Source organism: Kordia antarctica, assembly GCF_009901525.1.
Classification (GTDB): domain Bacteria; phylum Bacteroidota; class Bacteroidia; order Flavobacteriales; family Flavobacteriaceae; genus Kordia; species Kordia antarctica.
Genome location: NZ_CP019288.1, coordinates 3,619,401 through 3,635,556, shown reverse-complemented (window position 1 = coordinate 3,635,556; position 16,156 = coordinate 3,619,401). Strand labels below are relative to the sequence as shown.

At 34.8% G+C, this 16,156-nt stretch carries 12 protein-coding genes; 3 read left to right on the top strand and 9 right to left on the bottom strand.

Annotated elements, in window-relative coordinates; translation table 11 throughout:
* Positions 1-112: 112 nt before the first annotated feature.
* From IMCC3317_RS15130 to IMCC3317_RS15120, 3 genes are all read right to left on the bottom strand, one after another.
* Positions 113-1,969, bottom strand: coding sequence for a PLP-dependent aminotransferase family protein (locus IMCC3317_RS15130; protein ID WP_160130333.1), 1,857 nt, complete (start codon positions 1,967-1,969; stop codon positions 113-115).
* Positions 1,970-2,667: 698 nt separating this feature from the next.
* Positions 2,668-3,909, bottom strand: a complete 1,242-nt coding sequence (locus tag IMCC3317_RS15125; protein ID WP_160130332.1) for a cation:proton antiporter — start codon at positions 3,907-3,909, stop codon at positions 2,668-2,670.
* Positions 3,910-3,911: 2 nt separating this feature from the next.
* Positions 3,912-4,367 (bottom strand): DinB family protein, encoded by a 456-nt coding sequence (locus IMCC3317_RS15120; RefSeq protein WP_160130331.1) that lies wholly within the window; start codon positions 4,365-4,367, stop codon positions 3,912-3,914.
* Between the two features lie 105 nt (positions 4,368-4,472).
* On the opposite strand from IMCC3317_RS15120, the gene IMCC3317_RS15115 reads away from it, so the two are divergent.
* The 3 genes from IMCC3317_RS15115 to IMCC3317_RS15105 are packed head-to-tail and all read left to right on the top strand — an operon-like array spanning position 4,473 to position 6,861.
* Positions 4,473-4,823, top strand: a complete 351-nt coding sequence (locus tag IMCC3317_RS15115) for an arsenate reductase family protein (RefSeq protein WP_160130330.1) — start codon at positions 4,473-4,475, stop codon at positions 4,821-4,823.
* A gap of 2 nt (positions 4,824-4,825) precedes the next feature.
* Complete coding sequence (locus IMCC3317_RS15110; protein ID WP_160130329.1) at positions 4,826-5,722, top strand: DMT family transporter; 897 nt, start codon at positions 4,826-4,828, stop codon at positions 5,720-5,722.
* Complete coding sequence (locus tag IMCC3317_RS15105; RefSeq protein ID WP_160130328.1) at positions 5,719-6,861, top strand: hypothetical protein; 1,143 nt, start codon at positions 5,719-5,721, stop codon at positions 6,859-6,861. Before IMCC3317_RS15110 ends, IMCC3317_RS15105 begins: the two co-directional genes overlap by 4 nt.
* Positions 6,862-7,152: 291 nt before the next feature.
* Here the strand turns inward: IMCC3317_RS15105 and IMCC3317_RS15100 are convergent, their stop codons facing one another.
* The 6 genes from IMCC3317_RS15100 to ilvD all read right to left on the bottom strand — a co-directional run bounded on the left by IMCC3317_RS15100 (position 7,153) and on the right by ilvD (position 15,965).
* Complete coding sequence (locus tag IMCC3317_RS15100) at positions 7,153-8,730, bottom strand: NADP-dependent glyceraldehyde-3-phosphate dehydrogenase (RefSeq protein WP_160130327.1); 1,578 nt, start codon at positions 8,728-8,730, stop codon at positions 7,153-7,155.
* An 8-nt stretch (positions 8,731-8,738) separates the two neighbouring features.
* Positions 8,739-10,004 (bottom strand): threonine ammonia-lyase IlvA, encoded by a 1,266-nt coding sequence (gene ilvA / locus IMCC3317_RS15095; RefSeq protein ID WP_174805957.1) that lies wholly within the window; start codon positions 10,002-10,004, stop codon positions 8,739-8,741.
* A gap of 135 nt (positions 10,005-10,139) precedes the next feature.
* Positions 10,140-11,639 carry a ketol-acid reductoisomerase gene (gene ilvC, locus IMCC3317_RS15090; protein WP_160130326.1) on the bottom strand — a complete coding sequence of 500 codons (1,500 nt, stop codon included), beginning with the start codon at positions 11,637-11,639 and terminating at the stop codon, positions 10,140-10,142.
* Positions 11,640-11,703: 64 nt separating this feature from the next.
* Complete coding sequence (gene ilvN / locus IMCC3317_RS15085; protein ID WP_160130325.1) at positions 11,704-12,234, bottom strand: acetolactate synthase small subunit; 531 nt, start codon at positions 12,232-12,234, stop codon at positions 11,704-11,706.
* 231 nt (positions 12,235-12,465) lie between these two features.
* The gene (ilvB, locus tag IMCC3317_RS15080) at positions 12,466-14,199 is read right to left on the bottom strand and encodes a biosynthetic-type acetolactate synthase large subunit (RefSeq protein WP_160130324.1); all 1,734 of its coding nucleotides are present in this window, start codon (positions 14,197-14,199) and stop codon (positions 12,466-12,468) included.
* 86 nt (positions 14,200-14,285) lie between these two features.
* Positions 14,286-15,965: a dihydroxy-acid dehydratase gene (gene ilvD, locus IMCC3317_RS15075; protein ID WP_160130323.1), complete on the bottom strand. Its 1,680-nt coding sequence runs from the start codon at positions 15,963-15,965 to the stop codon at positions 14,286-14,288.
* Positions 15,966-16,156: the final 191 nt, after the last annotated feature.

Sequence of the window (16,156 nt, the reverse complement as noted above, 5' to 3'; positions counted from 1 at the left end):
TTAACGAATTCACAAATCAACGAATCAACAAAAATAGTGAGCAAAGCGAACAAGCCAGCCGAGTCAAAATCTTCAAATCAGCCAATTTTCAAATCTTCAAATTGAAGAACCATTAAATTTCCTCAACAAAATCTAAAAACACCTCTTTATGTCGTTCCAAATCCATGTTTCCAGAAAGTGCAACACGTGCAATATAATCCTTGTCGCCTTCTTTCGTTGTTCCTTGTGTAGAAGTTGCGGGAATTGTCCAATAACAGCCTTTTAATTGTCCGTAACTCACACAATATTTGCTTTCATTAGGAATTTCTGTAATCATTAAATTGATTAATCTATGATTTAATTCTCTCTTATACGCTTCTTTTTCTTCAGCAGTATTTCCTTTCGTCGGAAGGTCTAATGAAAAAACAGATGGCGTAAATCCTTGCGCAGCTAATTCTTCAGAAACAAAATTAATTTTCGCTTCAGGCAACGTTTCTTTGATAAAGTTTACAAATTCGCGTGTGTTTACATAAGCATCTTCAATTCTTTGATTCATAGAAGGCAATTGTTCCGCCAATATTTCATATTGAAGATTTGTAGCTTCATTATCGCAAAGTTTGAGATGCATTTCTATGTTGTCCATTAACGCTTCCGCTTTTTTATTTCCCACACAATATCCAGCATTACATTTTCCGCCACTTGGAAATTTAGATCCACTAGCATATGAGATAGTTCTAACTGTGGAAAGTATTTCGCCTTCGCCTAAAAAGTGTACGTTTGGACAAAATGTTTGATCTAATATAAAAACTGGATCAATCGCAATTTCGCCAGTTGCTGTTTTGCGAGTTTTACTTAATACTCTTTTTAATTCTTCTAAATCTGGAACTTCAACTCTTGGATTTGTTGGAATTTCTGCAATGATGTATGGAATAGCATCTTCGCTTGCAATTTTTGCTAAAACTCGATCAATACTTTTCACCATATCATTATCGCCATCCACAGGTAAATCTACGATTTCAACAGTATCAAGACATGCAGCAACGCGTCTAGCTTGATCGTTTGTGCCGCCATAACAATTTGGAGGAACTACAAATTTGATCGCTTTTCCTTTGTGATTTTCTTGTGCATCATGAATTAATCCCATCATAATTGCATATTGAATAGATAATCCACTTGAACCTACAAGTGCTTTTGTACTTGCATTTGTAATTTCTTGAATTGTATTTAAAACAATCGTTTTGTTTCGACTCAGTTCAGCAGAAGTATTTGATTTTTTTTCTTCAAGAGAAGACTTGTGTACGAACGAATTTAAAGCAACCAAACAATTAATTGGTGTCATTGCAATCGTTTCTCTTCTTCGTACATGTTGAATTTCAGAAATATAAGTTTCATTCTGTTCGCCATTTACAAGCAAAATACTTCCAAGATTTCCGTATAGGTTGATATAAAAATCAACTTTTGAATTAAGATCAATAGTACTAATTTCATCTTGTTCTGAAATGAAAATGGTGCTTCCGTTAAATTCTGAAATTGCTGATGCGTTTTCAACTTTCTTTAACTCAAATTGATATCCATAAACACGCTTTATAACTTCAGCATCAAAACACGTTGGTAATTTGCCTGTATAAACGATTTGGGTATTTTTATGATCTAATAAATTTTTCCTTAGAATTGCTAAAATAGGAGTTGTCTTTGATGAAAAACTTACTGCGTTTTCTGGCTTTAGATCGTTTAATTTTGCAATTCCCCATTCTAAAACACAAGATAATGGATGTCCTAATCGAATATAATCGTACGCAGTTGGCAATTCACTAAGTGAAGCTGTATCTGAATTATTATTCTCGAATAAAGTTTCAAACTGATCTAAGAATTGAACTTTTGCCAATTTTTCATCATAAATATCTAGTCGATGCGTAGTTAGACTTAACCAATCAGTTGGCATATTTTCTACTACATCTTTTATATAATTCAGTATTTTAGTGTCTTGCATAATTTTCTCCTTGAAACCGGCTGCAAAGATACAGTTTTTAGATTGTTTAGATCGTTGAACTTCTCTTGGACTTCATGTTATGAGAAGTTGAAACCGCAAAATGTAAAAGTTAAAAATTTTTCCATCGCTAGTGCTAGTTTATTTCTGCAAGCTCTTTTACAAACGTGAGTTCGACATAAGTTTACTCAAATAAAATTTTGAACACATTTTCACAATAAGCAATAAGTATCTCATTTTCATATCATTATATTCGTTTTCTTTGCTCGCACAAAGAATACTGAATCAAGTTCAGCACAGGCTTCAACAAAAGAAAGTGCGCTTTTCCAGAGGTATTTTTAGTTTTTCTTTTTGAAAAAAACTAAAACCGCATGAATTTTTCTAAATTTTCTCCAAGGATTCGAAAATTCTTAACAAAAAATTCCTGCTATACTGCGGAAAAGACAAAAAAACACCCTGAAATTTTAGATCGAACTCAGGTTACAAGTTTAATCGTATTGATAAATTAACTAGAAATATTCGTGGAAAAAAATAGTGAAATTTGTTTTCAAAGACATCTCGATACTAATTTGTTATACAAATTCACTCGATGTGACGGTTCAAATTCTTAAAACTACTAAACGTCAGGTCGAGTGAAATCTCATAGAGATTTTATATCGAGATCTATTCTATTTAATAAACGTGATAAAGACTTTGAACACCTAATCTTCTTTCAATTTTTTCACCAAAGTTCCAACAGTTAAACCTTGAACTAAGATTGAAAATATCACCACAACATACGTAATTACCAAAAACAAATCGCGATGCATTTCGGCAGTTAATCCTAACGCAAGTGCAATAGAAATTCCGCCACGCAATCCGCCCCAAGTCATAATGAGATTGGTTTTTGGTACAAAATCGAGTCGTTTCTCAAAGAATTTAATCGGAAATAAAAGTGACAAATATCTGCATGCAAGTACAATCGGAATTGCCAATAATCCTGCAACAATGAATCTTCCTTCAAACGCAATGACTAGCATTTCCATTCCAATCAACACAAATAAAATAGTGTTTAGTAAAATATCTATCAGTTCCCAAAACTTGTCTACATAAGTTTCCGTGACTTTAGACATTGCGCTTCCTCTTACCGTATCATTTCCAACAATTAATCCAGCTGTTACAACGGCTAAAGGAGCAGAAACATGTATTTTATGCGCAATTGCCGTTCCTGCCATAACAGTTGCTAAGGTGATAATAACTTCTATATCGTAATCGTCAATGGATCTTAATAATCTGTACGTAATCCAACCGAGCAATGCACCAAGCGCAATTCCGCCAATTACTTCCAATCCGAATAATTCTGCAACATCTGCTACGCCAATATTTCCAGGACCTGAATTTGCTATTTGAAATATTGTCAAGAAAATAACGACTCCAACGCCATCATTAAACAAAGATTCACCAACAATTTTTACTTCTAATTTCTTTGGAACATTTGCCTTTTTTAAAATTCCCAATACTGCAATTGGATCTGTTGGAGAAATTAACGCACCAAATAGTAAACAATAAATAAAATTGACTTCCAAACCTGTGAGTTGCAACACATAAAACATTACAATTCCGACCAAAAATGTAGAAACCAACACACCAACAGTTGCAAATACAAATACTGGCCAACGTTGCACTTTGAGTTGTTCAAAATTTGTGTGCAATGCGCCTGCAAAAAGAAGAAAACTCAACATAATATCGAGCAAAACAGTTCTAAAATCTATTTGTGTAATGATATATTTTTCGGCATTTAGCAAGGTTGCATCAAAATAACTCAATGCAAATACTGCGAGTGTAAAAAGAATTGTAATCAGCATTAAGCCAATCGTATTTGGCAATTTTAAAAATCGCACATTAATGTATCCAAAAGCTGCTGCCAAAGAAACAAGTACGGTAATAATTAAAAAATAGTCCATCTTTAAAGTGCTTTTTTGAGTGCTAAAATATATCCTAAATGTATACCTTCATGAAAATTATTGAATTCGACAGCTTCTTGCACATTGGTCAGCGTCGTTCCTAAACTTACCGTATATTCATTATAGGTTTTAAAAATTTCTGCATCCAAATCTTTTTCTGTTTGAATCAGTAAACTTTCCAACAAACCATTAATTTCATCAACTTCGGCTTGTGTAACATCGCCTTCAGGCTTTGTTTTATTTCTATATTTTGACACCATTTCTTCCGAAACATGCATTGGTAAATTTGATAATTTATATATAAGTAATTGTTGTGTCACGACAGTATGCGCAATATTCCAAATGATATTATTAGAAAATCCTGCTGGAATTTTGTTTAATTCATCCAAAGAAAATTTGTTTAAAATTTTTTTTAAGATGATTCTATTTTTGTGTGTGATGGTTTCTGTGAAATTCATTTTGGTATATTTTTCTTAAAAGTATTCATTTTTAGTCGAAAAGAATTTTCTTTGCAGAAGTTTTACGACGAAAGGCAAAATTAATCTTTTTTTAAAATTTGAACCGTGAAAAAAATATATCATTTAAAGACCTGTAATACGTGTCAGCGAATCATTAAAGACATTCAGCCAACTTCCGATTTTGTACTGCAAGGAATTAAAGAAGAAGAAATTACCGTGAAACAATTGGAAGAAATGCACGCGCTTTCGGGAAGTTATGAAGCGTTGTTTAGCAAACGCGCCAAGCTGTACAAGGAAATGGATTTGAAAAACCAGGATCTAAATGAAAAAGATTACAAACAGTACATTTTAGAACATTATACCTTTTTAAAACGTCCTGTGATTATTGTTGACGATCAAATTTTCATTGGAAATTCCGCCAAAACCGTAGCTGCTGCTAAAGAAGCGATTTCTTAATCATGTCTAAAAAAACCTTTGCTTTTATTGCCGCTTTTATGGTACAAGTATTTTATGGCGTTACCTTTACATTTGCATCAGATGTTATAAAAGGTGGTTACATAAAACCATTCGGGTTTATACTTCTTCGCGTTTCTGGCGCAGCCATATTATTCTGGATATTTAGCTTTTTTGCACCAAAAGAAAAGATTGATCGGAAGGATTTTATTATGTTCTTTTTTGCATCCATTTTCGGAATTGCGCTCAACATGCTTACGTTTTTCAAAGGTTTTGAATATACAACACCAATTCATGCTTCCGTGATTATGGTAGTTGTACCAATTATTGTACTTATTTTGTCAGCCATTTTTTTGAAAGAAAAAGTACTTCCTAAAAAAATTATTGGAGTTATTTTAGGACTTTCGGGTGCAGTCGTTTTGAGTCTTTACGGAAAACCGATGGAAGGTTCAGAAAACATTCCGCTTGGTAATTTACTCGTATTTATCAACGCAGTTTCCTATAGTATTTACATCATCATCATTAAAAAATTGAGCGATAAATATCATCCGTTTACGTTTATAAAATGGTTATTTCTGTTTGGAACAATCATGGTATTGCCGTTTGGCTATTCAGAATTAAAAGCAGTAGATTGGAGTATTTTCACTCCATATGTTACATTTGAAACTTTATTTGTAATTATTGGTGCTACTTTTGCGACGTACTTACTAAATCCATTAGCATTGCGACAATTAAAAGCATCAACGGTAACTACATTTTTATACATTCAACCTGTCATTGCAGGAATTTTTGCGATCAGTATGGGGAGCGATTCATTAGATTTCATTAAAATTGTAGCAGCTTTGTTGATTTTTGCTGGAGTTTATCTTGTTTCAATGCCTAAAGCTAAAGCCAATACATGAGTTATACGCAACCTCTTTTTTACAATAACGTCAACGATATTCCTCAAGAATATTGGCAACAATTAGGTTGTTTACAAAACACATATTATACACCACAATTTTTACATGCGTACGAAATTGCCAATGACACTATTGTCTTTCGGTATATTATCATTCTGAACAATCAACAAGAAGCGGTTGCGTTTGGTACTGCGCAAGTTGTGTCGATTCCGATAGAAACCATTACGAAAAATATTAAAATTTCTGATTCATTCAAAAAAAGAATCAATAGCTTTTTCTGCAACAGCGCACTAAAAATTATGTTTTTTGGAAATATCTTTTTAAGCGGTGAATACGGAACATTCATCAAAAAAGGCGAAGATACCAACGCGTTATTTCATGATTTAGTTATCGCATTAAAAATGTTGATAAAACAGACAAAAAAGTTACATGGCGTTTTTATAAAAGATTTTAAACAAACGACATTACCAATTACAGATCAACTGAAAAATTACAACTATACACCTATTAGTGTAGAGCCAAATATGATTATTACGTTGCAACCTGAATGGAAATCGTTTGATGATTATAAAGATGCGTTAAAGTCAAAATACAGAGTTAAAGCCAATAAGGCCGATAGCAAGAGTGAAAAATTGACAACAAAAGAATTTACTTCTAAAGAAATAGAATACTATAAAAGTGAGTTGCAGTCGTTGTATGAAAATACGATTGCCAATGCCGATTTTAATGCGCAAGTGTTAAACTTGAACACGTATACCTATTTAAAGAAAACTTTCGGCGATCAATTTATTGTAAAAGGTTATTTTTTGGATGATATATTAGTTGGATTTTTGTCTGCAATGATGAATCAAGGAAACTTAGACGCACATTTTATTGGGTTAGATTATTCCCTAAATAAAAACTACGCAATTTACCCAAGAATCTTAATTGATTATGTCCGCTTGGGAATTCAGCATCAAGCAAAAACGATCAATTTAGGAAGAACTGCTTCCGAAATTAAAAGCACATTAGGCGCAAAACCACAAGGTTTAACGTGTTACATTAGACATAAAAATCCGATATTAAATACTGTAATGCGACCTTTTATGAAAAATGTGAAGATTAAAGATTTTAAAGAGCATTCGGTTTTTAAAAAGTAATTTGGACTTCTTGGATTACAGGACTTACTTAGACTTCTTAGATTTATCTAGAGCTTTTGAAACGTCATTACGAGGAAGTATGACGAAGTAATCTGTTACTTAATAAACAGATAGTTTCAAAGTACTTCTCGATACAAAATCTTTTCAAGATTTCACTCGAAGTGACGCACAGAAATAAACTTATAAACTTAAACACATAACGGCTAGCGCGAGTTTTACAACTCGTGCCGATAAACAAGCTAAAAAATATGTATGTGAGATGCTGAATCAAGTTCAGCATGACGTTTTCACTTAAAGAATATAATCCGTACTCACAAAATTAGATGCTCTCGTTTCCAGTAATTCCTTTAAAATAGCATTATTATATGCGTTATCTTTTGAAGCCACAAACGTTCTAATTGAAAATGAACGCAACGCATCGTGTACACTTAATGTCGCTACTGCAGAATCTTTTCGACCTGTAAACGGATACACATCTGGCCCACGTTGACACGAACTATTCAAGTTTACACGACAAACAAGATTCACCAAAGTATCAATTAAAGGTGCTAATGTTTTAATATCTTTTCCGAACAAACTTACTTGTTGTCCATAATTAGAAGCCGCCATATCGTCTAAAGGTTCTTCAATATCCGAGAATGAAATAACTGGAATTACTGGTCCAAATTGCTCTTCTTCAAAAACACGCATATTTTTTGAAACAGGATATAATACGGCTGGAAAAATATAATTCTCTGTGGTTTCTCCACCTTTTTTATTGATGATTTTTGCTCCTTTTTCAATGGCATCATCAATCAATTCTTGAATATACGCAGGTTTATTTGGTTCAGGCAAAGGCGTTAATTTCGCGCCATCTTCCCACGGATTTCCAAATTTTAATGCATCTACTTTTTCAGAAAAACGCTTGTTAAATTCCTCTATAATATCTTCGTGTACATATAAAACTTTTAATGCCGTACAACGTTGTCCGTTGAAAGAAGTTGAACCGGCAATACATTCGTCAATCGCCAACTCTAAATCGGCATCTTTCAATACAATTGCAGGATTTTTAGCTTCTAATCCTAAAACCATTCGCAACCTGTTACTTTTAGGATGCACATTTTGCAAAGCATTCGCAGATGTACTGTTTCCAATTAAGGCTAACACATCAACGCGACCATCTTTCATAATTGGAGAAGCAACTGTTCGTCCGCGTCCGTAAATAATATTCACAACACCTTTTGGAAAACTATTCTGGAAAGCTTCCAACAAAGGAGATAATAATAAAACGCCAAACTTTGCGGGTTTAAAAATGACAGAATTCCCCATAATTAACGCAGGAATCAACAAGGCAAATGTTTCATTTAAAGGATAATTATAAGGTCCTAAACAAAGTACAACTCCAAGTGGACCTCTACGAATATGCGCATTCACACCAGCATTTTTTTCAAACTTAGCGGAATCTCTGTCCATTTGTTTGTAATCTTCGATAGTATCGTAAATATATTCTACAGTTCTATCAAATTCCTTTTCTGAATCTGGTAAGTTTTTACCAATTTCCCACATTAAAAGTTTCACAACTTCGGCACGCTTGGTTTTCATCTGCGTTACAAACTTTTCCATACAGGCAATTCTGTCCACAACTTTCATTGTTGGCCACAAACCTTGACCTTTGTTGTAAGCAGAAACAGCCGAATTTAATGCTTCTAAAGCTTCTTTTTCTCCTAAAGTTGGAATTGTTCCAAGTAATGTTGGTTTGTACTTTTCTGTGGAAGAAATTGTAGAATAGACCTCAGACGTTTCTCCTGTCCAAGATTTTAATTGTCCATCTACTAAATATGTATTTTGAGTGATGGTTTGTTTAATTTGATACTGTTCAGGAATTTTCATAATTTTTTTTAAACTAAAAATTGAAACAAATCGGGTTTGTCATTTAAGTAATCGCCATAAAAATCACGCAATTTCATTTTGGTGATGAGCGCTTCTAAATCGCCTGCATTTTTTAATTGCAAACCAACGACTGCCGCACCTTTTTCGCGATTGGTTTTTTTGGTATATTCAAAATGTGTAATATCGTCTGTTGGACCTAAAATTTCTGCCAAAAATTCACGCAATGCGCCTGCACGTTGTGGAAATTTGATAATGAAATAATGTTTTAAGTTTGCATACAATAATGCACGTTCTTTAATTTCTGCCGTTCGTGTAATATCGTTATTGCCTCCGCTAACAACACACACTACATTTTTACCTTTTATTTTTTCGGCATATTGCGATAATGCAGCAAGGCTTAAAGCTCCAGCAGGCTCAACTACAATAGCTTGTTTGTTATATAAATCTAAAATGGTTTGACATACATTGCCTTCATCAACCGTAATCATGTCGTATAAATTTTCTTTACAGATCGCAAAATTCAAATCTCCAACACGTTTTACTGCCGCGCCATCTACAAAATTTTCAATGTTTTTTAACGTTGTATTTCTATCATTCTGAATCGATGTAGACATAGAAGGCGCGCCTTTTGGTTCTACGCCAATAATTTTTGTAGTTGGAGATAGCATTTTAAACACGGAAGATAATCCAGCGGACAATCCGCCGCCGCCAACAGGTACAAAAACATAATCAATTGGATTTTCTGTCTGTTTTAAAATCTCCAATCCAATAGTGGCTTGACCTTCAATTACTTTTTCATCGTTAAACGGATGAATAAAAGTTTTGTTCAGTCGTTCACATTCCAGCATTGCCGCATGATACGCATCGTCAAAAGTATCGCCTACTAATACAACCTCAACATATTCTTCACCAAACATTTTTACTTGTTCAATCTTTTGACTTGATGTTGGCATTGGCATAAAAATTGTGCCTTTTATTTTTAATAACTTACATGATAACGCAACACCTTGCGCATGATTTCCAGCACTTGCACACACAATTTCGTTTTCTATTTGTGTTGCTGTCAACGAAGAAATTTTATTGTACGAACCTCTAATTTTGTAAGATCGTACTTGCTGCAAATCTTCTCGCTTTAAAAACACGTTGCAATTCCATTGTTTGGAATAATGCTCGTTATAACTCAAAGGTGTTACCGAGGCAATTCCTTTGAGTGTTTTTGCGGCAGATTTTACGGCTGCTAATGTTGGTGTGTATGTTTTTATTGTTGTTTGCAAAATATAGTATTAATTAAATTTACAAAGTTATTCTCGATACAATTTTTGTCTATCTCAACTGCGCTCAAATTGACGTTCTTTGAAAACGAATCACGTCAGATTGAGTGAAATTCTGGAAGAATTTTGTATCGAAATCTAAACTTTTACAGGGTTTTTCGTATTCGTTGTTTTAATCGTTTTCATCGCCGTCATTGCTGCTCTCAATCGTTTTCCAACAGCTTCTATCGGATGATTTCGAATCGCATCATTCACTTCAATTAAGTCTAAATTGTCTACTCCGTTTGTATCTGAAAATGATTTTCCTATTACTTCCGTAGAAACGTCTTTCATAAAATCAACCAACAATGGTTTACATGCATGATCGAATAAATAACAACCATATTCAGCTGTATCAGAAATCACACGATTCATTTCAAAAAGCTTCTTTCTAGCAATTGTATTCGCGATAAGCGGTAACTCATGAAGCGACTCGTAATACGCAGAATCTTCAATAATTCCAGCACTTACCATCGTTTCAAACGCTAATTCCACACCCGATTTTACAAAAGCAACCAATAATACACCATGATCAAAATATTCTTGTTCCGTAATATGATCGATTGTCAAGCCTGTTTTTTCAAACGCAGTTTCGCCAGTTGCAGCGCGCCATTGTAATAAGTTTTTATCATCATTTGCCCAATCTTCCATCATTGTTTTTGAGAAATGACCTGAAACGATATCATCCATATGCTTTTCAAATAATGGACGCATGATCGTTTTTAATTCTTCAGATAATTCAAAAGCTTTTAATTTTGCAGGATTCGATAACCGATCCATCATATTGGTAATTCCGCCATGTTTCAACGCTTCCGTGATCGTTTCCCAACCAAACTGGATTAGTTTTGCGGCATAACCAGGTTCAATTCCTTTTTCAACCATTTTGTCAAAAGATAAAATCGCACCAGTTTGTAATAAACCACAAAGAATAGTTTGTTCGCCCATTAAATCACTTTTCACTTCTGCAATAAAAGAAGATTCAAGTACGCCAGCTTTGTGTCCGCCAGTTGCAACTGCATATGCTTTTGCTTGCGTCCAACCTTTGTTTTCTGGATCGTTTTCAGGATGCACCGCAATTAAAGTTGGCACTCCAAAACCACGTTTATATTCTTCTCTAACTTCCGTTCCAGGACATTTTGGCGCGACCATAATTACCGTAATATCTTTACGAATTTGAGTTCCTTCTTCCACAATATTAAAACCGTGAGAATAACTCAACGTTGCTCCTTTTTTCATTAATGGCATCACCGCTTTTACAACCGAAGTATGTTGTTTATCTGGCGTCAAATTCAATACTAAATCTGCAGTTGGAATTAATTGTTTGTAGGTCCCAACTTTGAAACCATTTGACGTTGCGTTTTCATACGAAGCGCGTTGTTCGTCAATAGCGGCTTGTCGTAATGCGTATGAAATATCCAATCCTGAATCGCGCATATTTAATCCTTGATTCAAACCTTGTGCGCCACAACCAACAATGACAATTTTTTTTCCGTTGAGTGCTTTTACGCCATCTTCAAACTCGGAAGCATTCATAAATCTACATTTTCCTAATTGCGCTAATTGATCTCGTAATGATAGTGTGTTGAAGTAATTTGACATGTTTTTTGTTTTAATTTGGAAAATAGAAGCTCTATTCTCTTTATTCTATTCTCTATTCTCTTTTTTAATGATTGAATGTTTCCAACATCTTTGATATTTTCATTTCATCTTTGGAAACCGAAATTCGCCCTGAGCGTGTAAATTGCATGATTCCAAAGACGCTTAATTCTCTTTGTAACATTTCTATTTCTTCTTTTCTCCCCGATTTTTCAATGACAAAAAAGTCCCTGTTTACGGTGACAATTCGTGCATTGCTATCTTTGATGATGTTTTGAATTTGGCGTTCATCAAACAATAAATCTGACCTCATTTTAAAAATGCAAGATTCTTGATAGATAATTTCTTCTTCTGTGTGATAATACGCTTTAATGACTTCAACTTGCTTATCAATTTGACCAATGATTTTTTTCATTTGCTCTTCCGAGAGATTGACCACTAATGTCCATCTTGAAACGCTTTCAATTTCTGAAACAGACGAATTGATACTTTCTATATTGATGTGTCTTCGTTGGAAGATTGCTGAAATTCTGTTCAACAATCCTATATTATTTTCGGTATACACCGAAACCGTAAATTGTTTTGTTTCTTTTTCCATATGTTTACATGTAGATGATAGAAAATAGATGAAAGAGTATAGACTTGTTTTCTGCAATCTAAAACCATCTTTGTTCTTTGTTCTTTGTTCTTTGTTCTTTGTTCTTAAATTCTATTTTTTCAAACATCAATTCGAGTGATTTTTTCATATTTTTTTAAATGAAAAAATCGTATCGAGAATCGTCTTTTCTCTTTGCTCTTTGTTCTATTCTCTATTTTCTTTTTTAATTAATTAACTCAATCGTATATCCGAAACCGATGCTCCTGATGGAACCATTGGAAATACATTTCCTTCTTTTTCTACACAAACTTCTAAGAAATATGCTTCTTTACTTTGCATCATTTCTTTTACCGCTTCCGCTAATTCTTCTCGTTTGGTTACGCGTCGTGCGTTTATATAATATCCTTTGGCAATGGCTACAAAATCGGGATTCGTCATTTCAGTTGATGCATAGCGTTTGTCAAAAAATAGTTGTTGCCATTGACGTACCATTCCTAAGAAATCATTATTCAAAACCACAATTTTAACCGCCGTTTTTTGCTGAAAAATAGTTCCTAATTCCTGAATCGTCATTTGGTAACCGCCATCTCCAGAAATAGAAACAACTTGTCGTTCCGGAGCTGCCATTTTTGCGCCAATTGCGGCTGGCAATCCAAATCCCATCGTTCCTAATCCGCCAGAAGTTATGTTACTTTTTGTTTGATTGAATTTTGCATAGCGACACGCAATCATTTGGTGTTGTCCAACATCAGAAACAATTGCCGCTTCACCTTTACTTTCTAGATTTATTTGATGCAATACTTCGCCCATTGTCAATCCTTCTTTCGTTGGATGCAAATCATGTTTGATGACTTTTTCATATTCAATCGCATATAAATCCTTGAATTTTTGATGCCAATCTGGATGTGAATTTTTATTGATTAATGGTAATATTGATTCTAAACTCGCTTTCGCATCGCCTAAAATTGCAACATCTGTTTTTACATTTTTATCAACCTCAGCAGGATCAATTTCAAAGTGAATCACTTTAGCTTGCTTCGCATATTTGTCTAAATTTCCTGTTACACGATCGTCAAAACGCATTCCAATTGCAATTAGTACATCGCATTCATTGGTTAATACATTTGGCGCATAATTTCCGTGCATTCCTAACATTCCGACATTTAACGGATGTTCTGTTGGAATTGCCGAAACACCTAAAATTGTCCATGCTGACGGAATTCCTGCTTTTTCAATGAATGCTTTAAACGCTTCTTCTGCTTCGCTTAAAATGATGCCTTGTCCCCAAACTACGAGTGGTTTTTTTGCGTTATTTATTAATTCAGCGGCAGCTTTTAATGAATTAGGATCAGTTTCCGGAACAGGTTTGTAACTACGAACGCCTGTACATTTTTTGTATGAGAAATCGAATTCTTCAAATTGCGCATCTTTCGTAATGTCGATTAAAACTGGTCCTGGACGACCGCTTTTTGCAATGTAAAATGCTTTTGCCAAAACTTCTGGAATTTCAGATGCTTTCGTAATTTGATGATTCCATTTGGTTACTGGCGTTGAGATTCCGACAATATCAGTTTCCTGAAAAGCATCACTTCCTAATAAGTGTGAAGCTACTTGACCAGTAATACACACCATTGGCGTGGAATCTATTTGTGCATCTGCAATTCCTGTGATTAGATTGGTTGCGCCTGGACCAGAAGTTGCCATAGCGACTCCAACTTTTCCTGAGATTCGCGCATATCCTTGTGCGGAATGTGTTGCACCTTGTTCGTGACGCGTAAGCACGTGATGAATTTTGTCTTGATATTTGTATAATTCATCATAAATAGGCATAATTGCGCCGCCTGGATATCCGTAAAGTATGTCTACGCCTTCTGCTAATAAACAGCGTACAACGGCTTCGCTTCCTGAGATGCGTTCTGTTTTTTGAACTGCCTTTTGAGTATTTTGTATGGTTTTTGTCTGCATGATTTTTTATTGATTATAGAATAGAGAGCATAGATAATAGACTGCGTATGTTTTCTATGCTCTTTGTTCTTTGGTCTTTTTTCTAATTAAAACTCGTCAGTAACACATCCTTTTGATGCTGATGAAACTGTTTTTGCATATTTGTATAAAACACCGCGTTCAAATTTGAGTTCTGGTGCTTTCCATTGTTTTCTACGTTCTTGCAGTTCTTCTTCAAATACTTCTAGTTGAATTGAATTTGTTTCTGCGTCAATTGTGATAATATCATTATCTTTTACTAATGCGAGCGTTCCGCCTTCTTGTGCTTCTGGTGTAATATGCCCGACCACAAAACCGTGTGTTCCGCCTGAAAATCGTCCGTCAGTAATAAGTGCGACATCTTTTCCTAAACCTGCGCCCATTATTGCAGCGGTTGGTTTTAGCATTTCTGGCATTCCTGGACCACCTTTTGGGCCTTCGTACCGAATGACAACTACATCGCCTTTTTCTACTTTTCCATCACGGATTCCGTCATTTGCTTCGTATTCACTTTCAAATACTTTTGCTTTTCCTTTAAAAGAAAGACCTTCTTTTCCCGTGATTTTGGCAACACTTCCTTCCGTTGCCAGGTTTCCATATAACATGCGTAAGTGTCCAGATATTTTGATTGGGTTTTCAATCGATCTGATTACATCTTGACCTTCTTTTAAATCGTCAACATCTAATAGGTTTTCAGCAATGGTTTTTCCGGTAACGGTTAAACAATCGCCATGAAGTAATCCTTTTTTGAGTAAATATTTTAATACTGCAGGAATTCCGCCAATAGCGTGTACATCTTCCATGAGATATTTTCCGCTTGGTTTTAGATCGGCAAGAAATGGAGTTGTATCGCTTATTTGCTGAAAGTCTTTTAGTGTGAAATCTATTTGTGCGGCTCTGGCAATTGCCAAAAAGTGTAATACTGCATTGGTTGATCCGCCAAGAATAGTGATTAATCGGATTGCATTTTCCAACGATTTTCGTGTGATAATGTCCGATGGTTTGATATCTTTTTCAAGTAATAAACGCATTGCTTCACCAGCCGCAATTGATTCTTGCTTTTTTGCATCACTCAATGCAGGATTTGACGAGTTGAATGGTAATGTCATTCCTAACGCTTCTATTGCAGAAGCCATGGTGTTTGCAGTGTACATTCCGCCACAAGCGCCAGCACCAGGACAGGCTTTTTCAACAATGTTTTGATATTCTGTTTCGTCCATTGTACCCGCAACTTTGCTTCCCCAAGCTTCAAAAGCAGAGACAACATCGAGTTTTTTTCCATTGTGACAACCAGAATCAATCGTTCCGCCGTAAACTAAAATACTTGGACGATTTAAACGAATCATTGCCATTAATGCGCCAGGCATATTTTTGTCACAACCAACAACCGTAATTAGTCCGTCGTAACTCATTGCTTGCACAACCGTTTCCATAGAATCTGCAATGATATCGCGCGAAGGCAACGAATACCTCATTCCTGGAGTTCCCATAGAGATTCCGTCGCTTACACCAATTGTATTAAATATTAATCCAATGATATCTTGATTTTTCGTTCCTTGTTTTGTCAACTTTGCCAAGTCGTTTAGGTGCATGTTACATGGATTTCCTTCGTATCCTGTACTTGCAATTCCGATAATGGGTTTGAAAAAGTCTTCTTTCGTCAACCCGATTGCGTGCAACATAGCTTGCGCGGCAGGTTGCGTAGGATCTTGTGTGACTGTTTTACTGTATTTATTTAAGGTATTCATACTGCTTTTTGATAGTTTTTTGGAGCGTTTGCATAGTACTTTTTATTTGTATACTGTCTGTGCGTGGCTACTAAGGCTCTAAATTAGTTTTTTGTGTTTCTTTTTTGTGTTTGATTTTAGTTATTCCCCTAAAACCAATTGTTGTTTTTACTGTCTAATCATTTGATATTCAATGTTTTGATTGTTCTTAA

What these genes read in the sequence shown, in the direction of transcription:
- ilvB (WP_160130324.1), bottom strand. Translation starts at nt 14,199, where the DNA reads ATGCAGACAAAAACCATACAAAATACTCAAAAGGCAGTTCAAAAAACA.
- ilvN (WP_160130325.1), bottom strand. Translation starts at nt 12,234, where the DNA reads ATGGAAAAAGAAACAAAACAATTTACGGTTTCGGTGTATACCGAAAAT.
- IMCC3317_RS15120 (WP_160130331.1), bottom strand. Translation starts at nt 4,367, where the DNA reads ATGAATTTCACAGAAACCATCACACACAAAAATAGAATCATCTTAAAA.
- IMCC3317_RS15110 (WP_160130329.1), top strand. Translation starts at nt 4,826, where the DNA reads ATGTCTAAAAAAACCTTTGCTTTTATTGCCGCTTTTATGGTACAAGTA.
- ilvD (WP_160130323.1), bottom strand. Translation starts at nt 15,965, where the DNA reads ATGAATACCTTAAATAAATACAGTAAAACAGTCACACAAGATCCTACG.
- ilvC (WP_160130326.1), bottom strand. Translation starts at nt 11,639, where the DNA reads ATGTCAAATTACTTCAACACACTATCATTACGAGATCAATTAGCGCAA.
- IMCC3317_RS15105 (WP_160130328.1), top strand. Translation starts at nt 5,719, where the DNA reads ATGAGTTATACGCAACCTCTTTTTTACAATAACGTCAACGATATTCCT.
- IMCC3317_RS15125 (WP_160130332.1), bottom strand. Translation starts at nt 3,909, where the DNA reads ATGGACTATTTTTTAATTATTACCGTACTTGTTTCTTTGGCAGCAGCT.
- IMCC3317_RS15100 (WP_160130327.1), bottom strand. Translation starts at nt 8,730, where the DNA reads ATGAAAATTCCTGAACAGTATCAAATTAAACAAACCATCACTCAAAAT.
- IMCC3317_RS15130 (WP_160130333.1), bottom strand. Translation starts at nt 1,969, where the DNA reads ATGCAAGACACTAAAATACTGAATTATATAAAAGATGTAGTAGAAAAT.